Origin of the sequence: Caldimonas taiwanensis NBRC 104434 (genome assembly GCF_001592165.1) — a bacterium.
Lineage (GTDB): Bacteria > Pseudomonadota > Gammaproteobacteria > Burkholderiales > Burkholderiaceae_C > Caldimonas > Caldimonas manganoxidans.
The window spans coordinates 41,278-57,197 of the sequence record NZ_BCWK01000005.1; the positions used below are offsets into that span (position 1 = coordinate 41,278).

The window sequence follows — 15,920 nt, forward strand, 5'->3', positions numbered from 1 at the left end:
CGACGCGTGCCTGCGCCTCGACGCCCCGCAGCCGCAGGCGACCACAGGCGCTACAGTGGCGCATGCACCCAGATCCCCCCGTCCTGCGCTGGACCGAAGGCGGCCAGCCCCGCGAAGCCCGCTGGCATGGCGAAGCCGGCCTGCCGCCGCCCAAGCGCATCGTGGTGGCCGACGACCAGACCACGGCCCACACGGCGCTGCGCCTGTGCAGCGAAGGCATCGGCCTGCTGTGGCGCGGCGACTACCACAACGCCCGCCAGTTGCTCGCCGCCCTCGCCCGCAGGCTCGACCGCCCGCCGCGCCAGCCGCCGCCTGCGGCCCCAGGCATCGAACCGCTCGTCCAGGCCTTCCACCTGCAGCGCAAAGCCCAGGCCGAAAAAGCCCGCCGGCTCAACCTCGTGCTGCTGCCCTTCGAAGCCCACTACACCTTGCCACTGCGCCGCGCACCCGAGGTGCGCACCGCCTGCGAAGCAGCCTTCGGCCCTTGCGAGACGCCCTGCGTGCTGTCGCTGCGTGAACTGCTGGGCGCCATCGGCGCACACGAATGGCGGCTCAAGGGCGTGGAAGTGCCGGCCCTGGGCGCGCGCATCCATGCCCATTACGGCGTGTTCTCGCCGGTGCGAGGGGAATATGTCGATCTGGTGGCCCGCGCGCCCCTGCCCCATCCACCCCCCGAACTGGCCTTTGACCTGGGCACAGGCACCGGGGTGCTGGCCGCCGTGTTGGCTCGCCGCGGCGTGCGCCGCCTCGTGGCCACCGACACCTCGGCCCGCGCCGTGGCCTGCGCACGCGACAACCTGCAGCGCCTGGGCCTGGCCGATCGCGTGACCCTGTGCTGCGACGACCTCTTCCCCGCCGGCCGGGCTCCGCTGATCGTCTGCAACCCGCCCTGGCTGCCTGGGCGCGCCCACACGCCGCTGGAACAAGCCGTCTACGACCCCGACCACCGCATGCTGCGAGGCTTTCTGGCCGGCTTGAAGCATCACCTCACGCCCGGTGGCGAAGGCTGGCTGATCCTGTCCGACCTGGCCGAACACCTGGGGCTGCGTCCGCGCGCCCAACTGCTGGGCTGGATCGCCGAGGCGGGCCTTTCGGTGGCCGGCCGCCACGACATCCGCCCACGTCACCCCAAGGCCGCCGATCCCTCCGACCCCCTGTTCCGGGCCCGGCGCGCGGAAGTGACCTCGCTGTGGCGCTTGCAGCCTCGGCCCTGATCTCAGGGCCCATTTTGGCCAAAATGCCCTTTTTGGCCTAAGATCAGCCCACGCCGTCCTGGAGTGTTGCCATGTCCGCCGTCCCCAAGCCTGCGATCCCGCCCGTGCACCAGCTCCACCGCACGCCCGCGTCCGACGTGAAAAAGCTCGGCTGGCGCGGCGTGATGCGCCAGTTGCAGACCCAAGGCCCCGTGCTGATCACGCACCACCGGCAGCCCGAGGCGGTGATCCTGCCCGTGCAGGCCTATGCCGAACTGCTGGCGCGCGCCCAGCAAGCCGCCGAGCCGGCCGAGGCCGCGCTGGAGGCCCTGCGGCGCCGTTTCGACGAGCGCTTGTCCGTGCTGAATGCCGCCGAGGCCGGCGAACGCCTACGCGGCCTGATGGACGGCCCGGCCCGCCTGCATGGTGAAGTGCAGGCCGGGGCCAGCGATTGATGACCGCCCCCGACGCGCGCCCCGTCCTCGCGCGCCCCGTCCTGTTCGTGCTGGCCGGTGTCAACGGGGCCGGCAAAAGCTCCATCGGCGGTCACTTGCTCACCCGCCAAGGACTCACCTGGTTCAACCCCGACCGCTACGCGCGTGAACTCGTCGCCGCGGGCCTGGCCACCGCCGACGAGGCCAGCGGCTTGGCCTGGGCCGAGGGCCTGCGCCGGCTCGACGACGCCCTCGCCCAAGGCCGGCACCATGCCTTCGAAACCACCCTGGGCGGCACCACCATCGCCCAGCGCCTGCGTGAGGCCACCCGCACCCATGACGTGCTGATGTGGTTTTGTGGCCTGGACAGCCCCGAACGCCACCGCGCCCGCGTGGCCGCCCGTGTGCGCGCCGGGGGCCACGACATCCCCGAGGAGCGCATCCGCCAGCGCTACCCCCGCGCGCTGGCCAACCTCATCGTGCTGATGCCACACCTGGCACACCTGCAGGTCTATGACAACAGCACTGAGGCGGCACCGGGCGCGCCCATTCCCGACCCACGGCTGCTGCTCGAACTGCGCCGCGGGCAACTCACCCATCCGCGACCCGACGACCTCGAAACCCTGCGCGCCACGCCGGCATGGGCCCACCCACTGCTGGAGGCTGCGCTGAGCCTGCCTGCGCCAGCCCCAGCCGCCGACGCCCGCTGACGGTGTGGCGCCGCCAGCCCCCGCCGGTCTGCGCAAACCGCCGCAGCCCCCCACTGGCGCGAGCGATGCACGACCGCCCCCCTGAATGCCGGGGCAGCCTCCAAGCAGGGGATGGCTCGCCCCTCCAGCCGCGGCCATAGTGGCCTCATCCCCGCAAGGAGGAGATGGCCTGATGAACACCGCCGCTTTGCAGCAAGAGTACGCACGGCTTCGGGCCCAACTGGCCGAGGCCTACGACGCACCGGTCTGGCAGACCGGAAGGATCGACCGCCTGGCCAACGCGCTGGCCGCCGTCGAACGCCAACTGGCCGCCCAAGCGCCGGACACCCCCTGGTGCGACACTCGCCGCCCGCGCCCCTTGGGCCGCACCCGTCAAAGCCCCTCGAGTCCGTCACCTAGAGAAGCAAGAACTACGAAACCCGCAACGAAGTGATCCTCTCAGACGGCTCGCCGGCGAGCGGGGGTCCACGGTCATCGCGGCGCGGCCGGCGCAACGCTGCCAGCACCTTGGCGACATCCTCCATATGAGAGGTTCATCGTCACGGATTGTGGCGCTGCACCTGCTCCCCGCGTTCCGCACCTTCGCCTGGATGCGAATGTCGTGCTGAGCACCTCCAGCCGGGCAAAGGCCAGTCACTGCTGAGGACATCCCTCTACAGGAGAACAACAACCCCCCGGCACGAGGCTTGGGCTTGAAGCCACCCGCGCGTGCACGAAGCCGCGCCATCCCTTACCCTTCCCGCACACGCCAGCCCCCCGGAGCCCCACCATGTACCTCCCCCCTCACTTCGCCGAAACCCGCCCCGAGCAGTTGCACCGCATCATCCACGACCACCCGCTGGGGATGATGGTCACGCACACGGCGGCGGGGTTGGAGGCGCAGCATCTTCCTTTCCTGCTGGATCCGGCGCAGGGTGCGCAGGGCGTGCTGCTGGCGCATGTGGCGCGGGCCAACCCGGTGTGGCAGGAGGTGGCCGACGGCGACCCGGTGTTGGTGGTGTTCCGCGGGGTGGAAGGCTATATCTCGCCCAACTGGTACCCCAGCAAGCACGCCACACACCGCGCAGTGCCCACCTGGAATTACGAGGTGGTGCATGCCCATGGCTCCCTCCATGTGCACGATGACGAAAGATTCGTGCGGGGTCTGGTGGCACGGCTCACGCGGGTGCACGAGGCTGCGCAGCCGGTGCCGTGGAAGATGGGCGACGCCCCACCCGACTACCTGAGCGACATGCTGGGCAAGATCGTGGGGCTGGAGGTGCGCATCACCCGGCTGGAAGGCAAGCGCAAACTGAGCCAGAACCACCCGGCCGGCAACCGCGACGGGGCGATCCAGGGTCTGCAGGCCCAAGGCCACTGGGCACTGGCCCAGGCGATGCGCGAGGCCACTCAGCCGCAGTGAACGCCTCTTGAAGAACCGGAACCCACCCCTATAATTCGTCGCTGTTAGCACTCATCTGATGCGAGTGCTAATGATCCCGGGCCCAGCGAATCCTCGCGGAGCCCGTCGATCATGCGCATCAAGTTGGTGCTTACTCGCATCACCCTTCCACCAGAAGTTGGTTCTCACTCTTAGGAGATGTCATGAAACTTCGTCCTCTGCACGATCGCGTGATCGTCAAGCGCCTGGAAAACGAAACCAAGACCGCCTCGGGCATCGTCATCCCCGACAACGCTGCCGAGAAGCCCGATCAGGGTGAGGTCCTGGCCGTCGGTCCGGGCAAGCGCAATGAAAAGGGCGACTTCGTGGCGCCCAACGTCAAGGTCGGTGACCGTGTGCTGTTCGGCAAGTACAGCGGCCAAACCGTCAAGGTCGACGGTGAAGAGCTGCTGGTGATGCGTGAAGAAGATCTCTTCGCCGTGGTGGAAAAGTAATCCCGCCGCGCGCCACAGCTGAACAGAACTCAGTAACGAATTCGGAGAATTTCTTATGGCAGCTAAAGACGTCGTTTTCGGCGGTGAAGCCCGCGCCCGCATGGTCGAGGGCGTGAACATCCTGGCCAACGCAGTCAAAGTGACCCTGGGTCCCAAGGGCCGCAACGTGGTGCTGGAGCGCTCCTTCGGCGCCCCCACCGTGACCAAGGACGGTGTGTCCGTGGCCAAGGAAATCGAGTTGAAGGACAAGCTCCAGAACATGGGCGCCCAGATGGTCAAGGAAGTGGCGTCCAAGACCAGCGACAACGCCGGTGACGGTACCACCACCGCCACCGTGCTGGCCCAGGCCATCGTGCGTGAGGGCATGAAGTATGTGGCCGCCGGCATGAACCCGATGGACCTCAAGCGCGGCATCGACAAGGCCGTCGCTGCCCTGGTCGAGCAGCTGAAGAAGGCTTCCAAGGCCACCACCACCAGCAAGGAAATCGCGCAGGTGGGCGCCATCTCCGCCAACTCTGACGAGTCCATCGGCAAGATCATTGCCGACGCGATGGACAAAGTGGGCAAGGAAGGCGTGATCACGGTCGAAGACGGCAAGAGCCTGGACAACGAGCTCGAAGTCGTCGAGGGCATGCAGTTCGACCGTGGCTATCTGTCGCCCTACTTCATCAACAACCCCGACAAGCAAGCCGCGATCCTCGAAAACCCGTACGTGCTGCTGCACGACAAGAAGATCAGCAACATCCGCGACCTGCTGCCCACGCTGGAGCAAGTGGCCAAGGCCGGTCGTCCGCTGCTGATCATCGCCGAGGAAGTCGAAGGTGAAGCCCTGGCCACGCTGGTGGTCAACACCATCCGCGGCATCCTGAAGGTGTGCGCCGTCAAGGCCCCGGGCTTCGGCGATCGTCGCAAGGCCATGCTGGAAGACATCGCCATCCTGACCGGCGGCAAGGTGATCTCCGAGGAAGTGGGCCTGTCGCTGGAGAAGGTGACGCTGGCCGACCTGGGTCAAGCCAAGCGCGTGGAAGTGGGCAAGGAAAACACCACCATCATCGATGGCGCTGGTGCCCCGGCCGATATCGAAGCGCGCGTCAAGCAGATCCGCGTGCAAATCGAGGAGGCCACCTCCGACTATGACCGCGAGAAGCTGCAAGAGCGCGTGGCCAAGCTCGCCGGTGGCGTGGCCGTGATCAAGGTGGGTGCGGCCACCGAGGTCGAAATGAAGGAGAAGAAGGCCCGCGTCGAAGACGCCCTGCATGCCACCCGTGCGGCGGTGGAAGAGGGCATCGTCGCCGGTGGTGGCGTGGCCCTGCTGCGCGCCAAGCAAGCTGCCGGTGAGATCAAGGGCGACAACCCCGACCAAGACGCCGGCATCAAGATCGTGCTGCGTGCCGTCGAAGAGCCCCTGCGCCAGATCGTGGCCAACGCTGGCGAGGAGCCCAGCGTGGTGATCGCCAAGGTGCTCGAAGGCAAGGGCAACTTCGGCTACAACGCCGCCAACGGCACCTACGGCGACATGATCGAGATGGGCATCCTGGACCCGACCAAGGTGACCCGCACCGCGCTGCAAAACGCCGCCTCGGTCGCCGGCCTGATGCTCACCACCGAAGCCATGGTCGCCGAAGCGCCGAAGGACGAAACCCCTGCCGCCTCCGGCGCTGGCATGGGTGGCATGGGCATGGACATGTAAGTCACCAGGCCATTCGCCTTCGATGAAAGGGCCGCCACCGCGGCCCTTTTTCTTTGCCGGGTCCCTTCGCCCGTTCTCTTGGCTTGGGCCGTGCTCTCGGCCCGCGCCGATTCACGCCGCGCCCCGGCGAGCCTTGCGGCCCGGGGGCGGCATCGGCGTCTCAGGCCGACGGCCGGTAGACGCAGCGGTCGCCCGTGGCGCGCGACACCGTCACGGCCGACACCTGCGGCAAGCGACGTCGAACATGGTGATAAATGAACAGGCAGAGGTTCTCCAGCGTAGGAGCCCCCAACCCCACCACTTCGTCGAGGAAGTGATGATCGAGCTGGGCGCGCACCTCGGCGATGGCCGCGCGCAAATGAGCCAGATCCACCACCATGCCCGAATCGGCCTGCGGCTGACCGGCGACGGTCACCTCGGCGGTGTAGGTGTGGCCATGGATGCGCCGGCTGCCGGCCGCTTCCTCGGGGTCCACTTGTCGCCGCAAGGTATGCGCGGCATCGAAGGTAAAGGTTTGGCTCAGTTCGAACATCTTGGCATCTCGTGGACCGGGACCTCGGGCCCGGGTCGGGGCTTCGTCTGCCCGGGATTCAGCGGATCCCCAGGTGCTTGTGGGTTTGCACGCTCAAATGCCAGCGCGGGTGATCCAAGCACCATTGCACGGCCCATTGCATGGCTCGGCGGCGTTGGATCGGATCGGCACTGTCCATGGCCTGCACGCGCCAGTGCTGGAAATCCAAGCGCTCGTAGGCCTGCAGATCCTCCGGCGTCAGTCCCTCTTGCGGCACCACCACCTTCAGTTCATGCCCACTGCGCTGCACCAGCGGGGCGCCCACCTTGGGGCTGACACAAATCCAGTCCAGGCCCGGCGGAGCCGCCACACTGCCATTGGTCTCGACGGCGATTTCGAAGCCATGGGCGTGCAAGGCCGCGATCAGCGGCTGGTCCACCTGCAACAGCGGCTCGCCGCCGGTCAGCACCACGAAACGCTGGGCCTGGGCCGCCGCGGCGCTGGCGGGCCAAAAGGACGCCACATGGGCCGCCAAGGCATGTGCATCGGCAAACTTGCCCCCGCCGGGGCCATCGGTGCCGACGAAATCGGTGTCGCAGAAGCGGCACTTGGCCTGGGCGCGGTCGACTTCGCGGCCGCTCCATAGATTGCAGCCTGCAAACCGGCAAAACACCGCCGGCCGACCGGCATGGGTGCCTTCGCCTTGCAGGGTGTAAAAGGCTTCCTTGACGCTGTAGGTCATGCAAGCGGGGGCAAAAAGCGCAGAGGAGGCAGATGCTTGGGCGGGCACGGGGCCTCGGAGCCGCCCCCAAGCCCCGGGCCGGGCCAAACCCGGCGACGAAACCCCGGGCATGCCATGGGCGCGAGCACCTGCATCGAACCTCCAGGCGCTGCCCGGCTCTATGCTCTCTATTGTATCGCCCTGTCACAGCGCCGCCGTGCTGCGCCTGGGCCGGCAGGATTGCGCCGAACCGCGCCGCCCTCAACAATACGTCACACCAGGCCCCCATTCGATCATGAGCTCACTGCCGCCGCCGTCCACGTCGCTGGACTCCATCGTTCAAGGTGTGCCGCTATTGGCCCGCGATGTGGTCGAGCGCACGCTGGAGGCGCTGCGCCACCCCACGGCGCACATGTCCCTGGCCCCGGACCGGCGACAGTTCTTCGCGCTGATGGAGGTGCTGTTGGCCCGCAAGGCGGACTGGATGCGTTCGCTGCAAGAGCTGATCGCGCAAGGCGTGCGCGAGGCCATGGCCGATGGCGGGGGCACGGCGGCGGCTTCACGCAAGCCGCAGACCCTGAACCTGGACGAACTGAGCCTGGTCGACGAATACCAGGCGGCCGAGGACATCGAAATCTCCCGAGTGATCGCCCAGATCGACCAACAAGCAGACTGGGAGTTGCGCGAGGTGCAAGCCTTCATGGCCGCGGTGCGCGGCTGGCAGGAAATCCGCCGCGAAGCCAACCCGCTGCGTCCGGAAGTGTTTGCCCGCGCCCTCAGCCGCTCGACTCACGCGCTCGGGGTATCGGCCGAGACGCGCATGCTGCTGCTGCGCGTGGCCGGCGCCCAGCTGGCCGAAGCGCTCAAGCTCGAATACGAGCAGATTTGCCGCCGTCTGGAAGCCCTGGGGGTGCAGCCCCTGGCCTTCCGGGCCGTGCCTTCGGCCGCCCCACCCCCACCGGCCGGCGGCGCGGGCTTCGATCTCACCGACTCGGGCACCCTGGGCCGGCTGCTCGAACGGGTCAGCCGCAGCCATCCGACGCCCTTGGATGAGAGCGCCGAAGCCCAGAGCCTGGTCCACCGTCTGTTCGACCAGATCGTGGCCGACCCGAAGCTGATCGATGCGGTGCGCCACCTGCTGGGGCGGCTCAAGCCGGCCGTGCTGAACTTGGCACGACGCGACCCGGCCCTGGTGCGGCAGTCCGACCACCCGGTGTGGCTGCTGCTGAATCGGCTGTCGGCCCACTGCGCCGGCTATGAGGACCCTCAAGACGAGCGTCTGCTCGATTTCATGCGGTTCGCCGGCGGGCTGATCGACCGCCTCACCGCGCTGCCCGCCCCCCAAGGGCAGCATTTTTTGAAAGCCCAGGACGAGCTCAATCAATACATTGACGAACGCAGCCGAGAAGCCTTGGAGCGTTCACGCGCGGCGCTGGAAAAACTGCAACGCATCGAGCGCGCCGACCAGCTGCGTGGCGTGCTGCGGCAACAACTGCGCCAAATGCGCGACAGCTCACTGAGCCAGTCGCTGCGAGACTTTCTGTTCGGCCCCTGGGTGGAGGCCATGGTCGAAGCCATGGCCCGTGATGGCGAACACTCGCCCTTGGCCCAGGAGCTGATGCACACGGTCGATGAGCTGCTGTGGAGCATGCAGCCCCTGAGCGCACCGGCCGACCAAGCCCGGCTGCGCGCCTTGCGACCCAAGCTGCTGGCCAGCTTGAACCGCGGCATGGACCTGATCGCCTGCCCCGAGACCCAGCGCGAAGCCGTCTTCGCCGAGCTGGCCGCCCACCACGGCGCCGTGTTGCGAGGCAAGCCACCAGCCGTTGCGCCGCCAGCCGAGACGCTGTCGGCCGAGCAGATCGTGCAACGGATGCGCGAGGAGGACGATCCCCTGCCCCCTGGCCCCGCAGAACCCGTGGACCGCAGCATCCTGCCCACCGTGCCGGTGGGGCTGATGGATCAGACCGAGACCGAAGCGGGGCGCCTGGCCCGCCAGGCCTGGATGGAAGGACTGACGCCCGGCTCGTGGTACCACATGTTCGTGCAAGGCCAATGGGTCACGGCCCAGCTGATGTGGTGCAGCGACAACGGCCAGTTTTTCATGTTCGCCAGCCAGCACGCTGGGCAGTCACATTCACTGACACGCCGGGCCGTCGAGCGGCTGCTGTCCGAAGGCTTGATCACCCAGCTCGAGGAGCGCTCGCTGATGCAGCGGGCGGTGGACAGTCTGGTCCAGAACCTGGACGACCCCATCCGTTGAACGGTTCAGGCCGGCACGAAGCCGGCGATGGCCTCGGCCACCAGGCCGGGCTGCTCATGCACGATCCAGTGCGTGGCCCCGGGCACGCGCAGCAATTCCAGGCGAGGCACCCAGCGCTCCAGACCGTCCAGCAAAGACGGCGGCAAGGCCATGTCGCCCTCGCCCCAGATCACCAAGGTGGGCCGCTGCACGCGCACCTGCGCATCGTCGAAGCGCAGGCTATGGATCGGATCGCTCGGCCCCAAGGGCGGCCGCAAAGGCGAAGCGCGATAGTAATTGAGCGGCCCGTCGAGCCCATGGCGCCAAGCGGCGCGGTACTGGTCTTTCACCGCCTCGGTGAGCCAGCCGTGTCCATCGGCCCCGGCCCCCATGCTCGTGAAAAAGGGCCACAGGCGGGCGAAGTCATTGTCGGCGAGCAAGTCCTGCGCATCGGGGCGGCACAGAAAGTTCATGTAGGCGCTGGCGCGCTGCTGCTCAGGGTTGTGCAACAGTTCGCGCAAGAAGACCGCCGGATGCGGTGAGTTGACGATCACCAAGCGCTCGATCGACTCGGGCTGCTGCGCCGCCAGATTCCAGGCCACGGCCCCACCCCAGTCATGGGCCACCACGGCCGCCACCGGAGCCCCCAGGGCATCGATCAAGGCGACGATGTCGCGCACCAAGTGCTTGGCCCGGTAGGCCTCCACCTCCGGCGGCGACGACGAGCCCGGATAGCCCCGCAAATTCGGCGCCACGCAGCGGAAGCGTCCGGCCAGCAGGGCGCCCACCTCGTCCCAGACGAAAGCCGCCTCCGGAAAGCCATGCAACAACACCAGCACCGGCGCCTCGCGCGGCCCCTGAGCCCGGCAGGCCAGGCGGATGCCGTGCGGCAAATCGATGTCGAAGGTCTCCACGCTCATGTGCCACCTCCTCCAGAGCCCTGCCCCGAAGTATCGTCGCCACCGGGCCGTCCCGGCGTCGCCTCGGCGACGCTGACCGCCTGGGGTTTACGCGGAGGCTTGGCCGTGCACCCAGCCGTGCAAGGCCGTGGCCACATCGCCCAGGCCGGTGCGGCGCAGGCCCGAAAACAGCACCAAGCCGATGTCGGCCTCCTCGGTGACGTAGCGGGCCAGGGCCTGCTGAGCGGCTTGCAGTGCCAGCGTGGCTTGCTGGCGGTTGAGCTTGTCGGCCTTGGTCAGCACGACCAGCAGCCTCACGCTGCCATTGGCCACCCGGGGGGAGACGAATTGCAGCAGTTGATGGTCGAGTTCGGTGAGTCCATGACGCGGGTCCACCAGCAGCACCACGCCGGCCAAGTTGCGGCGCTGCGCCAGGTAGTCGGCCATCACCGCCTGCCAGCGCAGCTTGGCGCTGCGCTCCACGGCCGCATAGCCATACCCGGGCAAATCGGCGAGCACGGCATCCGCGGCCTCGCGCGGTCCCAAGGCAAACAGGTTGATGTGCTGGGTACGCCCGGGCGTCTTGGAGGCGAAGGCCAACTGTCGCTGCTGCGCCAAGGTGTTGATCGCCGTGGACTTGCCGGCATTGGAGCGCCCGACGAAGGCGATTTCCGGCCGCTCGGTGACGGGCAATTGGTGCAATTCACTGGCCGTGGTCAGGAAACGGGCGGTGTGCAACCAGGCCAGCGCGGCACGGACGGCCGGGTCGGTCGCAGCAGAGGGCGCGCGGGCGCTTGGAGGAGTGGCTTGGCTGGGCATGGAATCGGCATTGTAAAATCCGCGGGTTTTGCCTTCGGCCTACAACTCGCTCCACGACATGAAATCGACCGTCACCCTGCTGTTTGCCGCAACTGTGTGGGCCGCCCCGATGGCGGCGCTGGGCCAGGCCCCTGCCAAGCCCGATCTGGCCAAGGGCCAGGCGATCGCCAACCAGGTGTGCGTGGCCTGCCATACGGCCGACGGCAGCCGGGGCTCGCCAGCCAACCCCATCCTTGCCGGCCAGCATCCGGAATACCTGGTCAAGCAACTGCAAGAATTCAAGTCCGGCAAGCGTCAGAATCCCGTGATGGCCGGCTTTGCCGCCACGCTCAGCGACGAAGACATGCGCAATGTGGCCGCGTTCTACGCCAGCAAGCAGGCTCGTCCCGGCGCGGCCACCAACAAGGACACCATCCGCCTGGGTGAGCGCATCTACCGTGGGGGCATCGCCGAGAAGTCCGTGCCGGCTTGCGCCGCCTGCCACGGCCCGGCCGGCTCGGGCATCCCGTCGCAGTATCCGCGGCTCAGCGGCCAGCATGCCGACTACACCACGGCACAAATGACCGCCTTCCGCAGCGGCGCACGGGCCAACAGCCCGCAGATGGCAGCCATTGCCGCCCGCATGAGCGACGTGGAAATCAAGGCCGTGTCAGACTACATCGCTGGGCTGCGCTGATCGCGCGACCCGCGCGCCCCAACACCAACACGACCAGAAGGCGGGCCCCGGGAGGGACACCCGCCTTTGTTTTTCTTGTGTCCTTGCTGCGCCCCGAACGCTCCATGACCGCCACCTCCGGCTTGCAACTCGCCCGTGGGTCTCGCGCCTGGCGTGAAACCATCGAGGTGCTGTCCTCGATGCGGTTCGCCATCGCGCTGCTGACCCTCATCTGCATCGCCTCGGTCGTGGGCACGGTGGTGCAACAGCATCAACCCCCGGTCAACTATGTGAACCAGTTCGGGCCGTTCTGGGCCGAATTGTTCGGACGACTCGGGCTGTATGCGGTCTATAGCGCCTGGTGGTTCCTGCTCATCCTGGCCTTCCTGGTGGTGTCCACCTCGTTGTGCATCGTGCGCAATGCCCCCAAGATCGCGCATGAGCTCAGGGCCTACAAGGAACATGTGCGCGAGCAAGCGCTGCAGGCCTTTCATCACAAGGCCCGCGGCGTGGTGGCGCAGCCGCGCGAGGCCGTCTTCGAGCAGATCACGGCGCTGTTGCAGCGCAATGGCTGGAAAGCTCGCGCCCAAGTGCGCCACGACGGGCCGGCCGTGCGCGGCATCATGGTGGCCGCCAAGAAAGGCGCCGCCAACAAGCTGGGCTACCTGGCCGCGCATTCGGCCATCGTGTTGGTGTGCATCGGCGGCCTGCTCGACGGGGATTTGATGGTGCGTGCCCAGATGTGGTTCAGCGGCAAAACCCCCTATGCCGGGGCCGGCCTCATCGGTGACGTGCCTGCCCAGCACTGGCTGAGCACCCACACCCCGGCCTTCCGCGGCAATCTGATGGTGCCCGAGGGCTCGCGCTCGGGCGTGGTGCTGCTCAACCAGCCCGACGGCGTGTTGCTACAGCCCCTGCCTTTCGATGTGGAGCTCAAGCGCTTCATCGTCGAGTATTACGACACCGGCATGCCCAAGCTCTTCGCCAGCGAGGTGGTGGTGCACGACCGGTCCACCGGCCAGACCCGTGAGGCCCGCATCGAGGTCAACAAGCCGCTCTATCACGCGGGCATGGCCATCTACCAGTCGAGCTTCGACGATGGCGGCTCCCGCCTGAGGCTCACGGCGCATCCGATGCACATGTCGGGCCCGCGCTTCGAGATCACCGGCACGGTGGGCAGCAGCACCGAAGTGCGCACCCCCGACGGCCAGACCTTGACGCTGGAATTCACCGGGCTGCGGGTGATCAACGTCGAGAACCTCGGTGCTGCGGCCACCGGGGCCACCGATGTGCGCAAGGTCGATCTGGTGACCAGTGTGCAGCAGCACCTGGGCTCGGGCGCCCCAGGCCGTGACAAGGGCCTGCGCAACGTCGGCCCGTCGGTGACGTACAAGTTGCGCGATGCCTCGGGGCAAGCACGCGAGTTCCACAATTACATGCTGCCGGTGGAGCTCGACGGCCGGCGTGTGTTCTTGGCAGGCGTGCGCGACAGCCCGGCGGACCCTTTCCGCTACCTGCGCATCCCGGCCGACGAGGCCGGCAGCCTGGACGGCTGGATGCGACTGCGCGATGCCCTGCACGACCCGGTCATGCGCGAGCGTGCCGTGCAGCGCTATGTGCGAGTCGCGGTCGACCCCGCCCGCCCCGACCTGGCCGAGCAGCTGCGCGTGTCGGCCCGGCGCAGCCTGGACCTGTTTGCCGGCATCGAACCGGTACGCCCCGGCCAAGCCCCAGTGGGCGGGCTGCAGGCGATTTCGGACTTCATGGAAGCCCATGTCCCCGAAGCCGAGCGGGCGCGCACGTCCGAGGTGCTGATCCGCATTCTCAACGGGGTGATCTTCGAACTGTTGCAAGAAAGCCGCGCCCAGGCCGGCCTGCCCGCGCTGCCGCAAAACGACGCCACCCGCGCCTTCATGACGCAGGCGGTGTTGTCGCTGTCCGATGAAGCCTACTACCCGGCCCCGCTGCTGCTGGAGCTGAAAGACTTCGAGCAGGTGCAAGCCAGCGTCTTCCAGGTCGCCCGCGCCCCTGGAAAATACCTGGTCTACCTGGGCTGCCTGTTGCTCATCGTCGGCGTGTTTGCCATGCTCTATGTCAGGGAACGTCGCCTGTGGATCTGGCTCGAAGACGCACCGGGACTGCCTGGACAAACCCGCGTGACCCTGGCCCTGTCGTCCACCCGCCACACCCTGGACACCGATCGGGAATTTGACCACCTCCAGTTGGCCGTGCTGCAAGGCACGGCCCCCAAGGCTCGATGAATACCACCACCCTGTCCCTCGACACCCCGGGCTACTTCGCCCGGCGAACCTGGTTCGATTGGCTGTACGCCGTGCTGGTCCTCGCCGGCGCGAGCTATGCCTTCCAGCGCTATGCCGCCTCGATGGATGTCTATGAGAAGGCCATTCTCGTGGGCGCCGCGCCGGCGGCCGTGTGGTTGGGCTGGTTCTGGCGCCCGCTGCGGGTGCTGGCCTTGGTGGTGGGCGCGGCCTCGCTGCTGGCCATCGCCCTGTATGCGCGCGTGCAAGACGGCTTCGGGGCCGATCTGTCGCAGGCCGACCAGGTGTTCCTGCTGAAGTATTTCTTGTCCAGCCAGAGCGCCATCCTGTGGATGAGCCTGCTCTTTTTCATGAGCACGGTGTTCTATTGGATCGGCTTTTTCACCCGCTCGGACTCCGGCACCGCCGAACGCCTGGGGTCGCGCCTGGCCTGGGCGGCCGTGGCCATGGGGCTGATCGGCACGATGGTGCGCTGGTTCGAAAGCCACCAAATCGCGCCAGACATCGGGCACATCCCGGTGAGCAACCTCTATGAAGTCTTCGTGCTGTTTTGCTGGCTGACCACCTTGTACTGGCTCTACTACGAAGACCAATATCGCCAGCGCGAGCACGTGCGCAGCCTGGGGGCCTTCGCCATGCTCATCGTCAGCGCCGCGGTGGGCTTTTTGCTGTGGTACACGGTCGAGCGTGGCGCCCACGAGATCCAACCCTTGGTGCCGGCCCTGCAGAGCTGGTGGATGAAGTTGCACGTGCCGGCCAATTTCATCGGCTATGGCACCTTCGCACTGGCCGCGATGGTGGCTTTCGCATATCTCATCAAACAACAGGCCAGCGAAACCCGCTGGTACAAGCTGGCCCCGCTGTGGCTGCTGGGGGTGGTGCTGTGCTTCGAGCCGCTGGTGTTTCGCCGCTCCTCCGACGGCGCACTGAGCAGCTACTGGGTGGTCTACTTCGGCATCTCGGCCCTGATCGTCGCAGGCGTCCTGTGGCTGCGCCGGCGCATCGCAGCCAAGCTGCCCAGCCACGACGTGCTCGACGACCTCATGTACAAAGCCATTGCGGTGGGCTTTGCCTTCTTCACGATTGCCACCATCCTCGGTGCGCTGTGGGCCGCCCAGGCCTGGGGCGGCTACTGGAGCTGGGACCCGAAGGAAACCTGGGCCTTGATCGTGTGGCTGAACTATGCCGCTTGGCTGCACATGCGCCTCATGAAGGGCCTGCGTGGCACCGTGTCGGCCTGGTGGGCGCTGGTGGGCCTGGCGGTGACGACCTTCGCCTTCCTGGGCGTGAACATGTTCCTGTCGGGCCTGCACTCCTACGGCGAGCTCTGAACGGCCCTCGGCATTGCGGCGTATAGTGAGAAGGTTCGTCCACCCGCGCTGCCTCTGACCATGCCTTTCGTCGCTCGCAATGCTCACGGTGTGGTCGTCAGCCTGCACCGACAGCCCACGCCCGAGACCCAGGAATTCCTGCCCGACGATCATCCCGAGGTGCAAGGCTTCCTCGGCCACACGGGTTCCAGCCCGCAGCGCCAGGCGTCCTTCGAGACCCTGGATGCCGACTTCGTCCGGGTACTCGAAGACCTGATCGATGTGCTGATCGCGCGCAACGTCATCCGCGTCACCGACTTGCCGCCAGAGGCCCAAGGCAAGCTGTTCTCGCGCAAGCGCTTTCGCGACAACCAGACCCGCAACGCGCTCACGCTGTTCGACCCCGCCGCGTTGGAAGGGGTCGCCCACCCCGCCTCGACCTCGGGCGATGCCCCCACCACGGGGGGACTGGACGTGATCGATACCGGCTTCCACGACGACCTGGGGCGCTGAACGCACGCCCCCACGCCGACGGCGGAACCCGCCGTGCCGTCGTGCTTTCCAACGGTGACCCCTCTGGAG

General features: G+C 67.4%; 16 protein-coding genes. 12 read left to right on the forward strand and 4 right to left on the reverse strand.

The window, feature by feature from the left end; all coding sequences use genetic code 11:
- The first annotated feature begins 62 nt into the window (after positions 1-62).
- The 7 genes from CTA01S_RS05885 to groL all read left to right on the forward strand — a co-directional run bounded on the left by CTA01S_RS05885 (position 63) and on the right by groL (position 5,902).
- The gene (locus CTA01S_RS05885; RefSeq protein WP_062193233.1) at positions 63-1,214 is read left to right on the forward strand and encodes a methyltransferase; all 1,152 of its coding nucleotides are present in this window, start codon (positions 63-65) and stop codon (positions 1,212-1,214) included.
- Between the two features lie 71 nt (positions 1,215-1,285).
- On the forward strand, positions 1,286-1,648 hold the full coding sequence (locus CTA01S_RS05890) for a type II toxin-antitoxin system Phd/YefM family antitoxin (RefSeq protein WP_062193237.1): 363 nt from the start codon (positions 1,286-1,288) through the stop codon (positions 1,646-1,648).
- On the forward strand, positions 1,648-2,337 hold the full coding sequence (locus CTA01S_RS05895; protein ID WP_062193240.1) for an ATPase: 690 nt from the start codon (positions 1,648-1,650) through the stop codon (positions 2,335-2,337). Before CTA01S_RS05890 ends, CTA01S_RS05895 begins: the two co-directional genes overlap by 1 nt.
- Positions 2,338-2,509: 172 nt before the next feature.
- On the forward strand, positions 2,510-2,770 hold the full coding sequence (locus CTA01S_RS16605) for a hypothetical protein (protein ID WP_156824607.1): 261 nt from the start codon (positions 2,510-2,512) through the stop codon (positions 2,768-2,770).
- A gap of 336 nt (positions 2,771-3,106) precedes the next feature.
- Entirely contained in the window at positions 3,107-3,739 is a 633-nt protein-coding gene (locus tag CTA01S_RS05900) for an FMN-binding negative transcriptional regulator (protein ID WP_019561121.1), read from the forward strand.
- Between the two features lie 182 nt (positions 3,740-3,921).
- Complete coding sequence (groES, locus tag CTA01S_RS05905) at positions 3,922-4,212, forward strand: co-chaperone GroES (protein WP_019561122.1); 291 nt, start codon at positions 3,922-3,924, stop codon at positions 4,210-4,212.
- Between the two features lie 55 nt (positions 4,213-4,267).
- Positions 4,268-5,902 carry a chaperonin GroEL gene (gene groL, locus CTA01S_RS05910; RefSeq protein ID WP_019561123.1) on the forward strand — a complete coding sequence of 545 codons (1,635 nt, stop codon included), beginning with the start codon at positions 4,268-4,270 and terminating at the stop codon, positions 5,900-5,902.
- A 160-nt stretch (positions 5,903-6,062) separates the two neighbouring features.
- Here the strand turns inward: groL and CTA01S_RS05915 are convergent, their stop codons facing one another.
- Positions 6,063-6,434 carry a 6-pyruvoyl trahydropterin synthase family protein gene (locus CTA01S_RS05915; RefSeq protein ID WP_062193243.1) on the reverse strand — a complete coding sequence of 124 codons (372 nt, stop codon included), beginning with the start codon at positions 6,432-6,434 and terminating at the stop codon, positions 6,063-6,065.
- Between the two features lie 58 nt (positions 6,435-6,492).
- A complete protein-coding gene (queE, locus tag CTA01S_RS05920) occupies positions 6,493-7,155 on the reverse strand; it encodes a 7-carboxy-7-deazaguanine synthase (RefSeq protein ID WP_062193246.1) in 663 nt (220 codons plus the stop codon).
- A gap of 274 nt (positions 7,156-7,429) precedes the next feature.
- Here queE and CTA01S_RS05925 point away from each other — a divergent pair, with 274 nt between their 5' ends.
- Positions 7,430-9,397: a DUF1631 family protein gene (locus CTA01S_RS05925; RefSeq protein WP_062193250.1), complete on the forward strand. Its 1,968-nt coding sequence runs from the start codon at positions 7,430-7,432 to the stop codon at positions 9,395-9,397.
- Positions 9,398-9,402: 5 nt separating this feature from the next.
- Here CTA01S_RS05925 and CTA01S_RS05930 read toward each other — a convergent pair whose 3' ends face one another.
- Positions 9,403-10,296, reverse strand: coding sequence for an alpha/beta fold hydrolase (locus CTA01S_RS05930; protein ID WP_062193253.1), 894 nt, complete (start codon positions 10,294-10,296; stop codon positions 9,403-9,405).
- 87 nt (positions 10,297-10,383) lie between these two features.
- A complete protein-coding gene (yihA, locus tag CTA01S_RS05935) occupies positions 10,384-11,094 on the reverse strand; it encodes a ribosome biogenesis GTP-binding protein YihA/YsxC (protein ID WP_019561128.1) in 711 nt (236 codons plus the stop codon).
- Between the two features lie 58 nt (positions 11,095-11,152).
- Between yihA and CTA01S_RS05940 the strand changes: the two genes are divergently transcribed.
- The 4 genes from CTA01S_RS05940 to CTA01S_RS05955 all read left to right on the forward strand — a co-directional run bounded on the left by CTA01S_RS05940 (position 11,153) and on the right by CTA01S_RS05955 (position 15,851).
- Positions 11,153-11,770: a c-type cytochrome gene (locus tag CTA01S_RS05940; RefSeq protein WP_026330223.1), complete on the forward strand. Its 618-nt coding sequence runs from the start codon at positions 11,153-11,155 to the stop codon at positions 11,768-11,770.
- Between the two features lie 104 nt (positions 11,771-11,874).
- Positions 11,875-14,010 carry a cytochrome c biogenesis protein ResB gene (locus CTA01S_RS05945; RefSeq protein WP_026330224.1) on the forward strand — a complete coding sequence of 712 codons (2,136 nt, stop codon included), beginning with the start codon at positions 11,875-11,877 and terminating at the stop codon, positions 14,008-14,010.
- The gene (gene ccsB, locus CTA01S_RS05950) at positions 14,007-15,359 is read left to right on the forward strand and encodes a c-type cytochrome biogenesis protein CcsB (RefSeq protein ID WP_062193257.1); all 1,353 of its coding nucleotides are present in this window, start codon (positions 14,007-14,009) and stop codon (positions 15,357-15,359) included. Before CTA01S_RS05945 ends, ccsB begins: the two co-directional genes overlap by 4 nt.
- 60 nt (positions 15,360-15,419) lie before the next feature.
- Positions 15,420-15,851, forward strand: a complete 432-nt coding sequence (locus tag CTA01S_RS05955; RefSeq protein WP_062193262.1) for a hypothetical protein — start codon at positions 15,420-15,422, stop codon at positions 15,849-15,851.
- Positions 15,852-15,920: the final 69 nt, after the last annotated feature.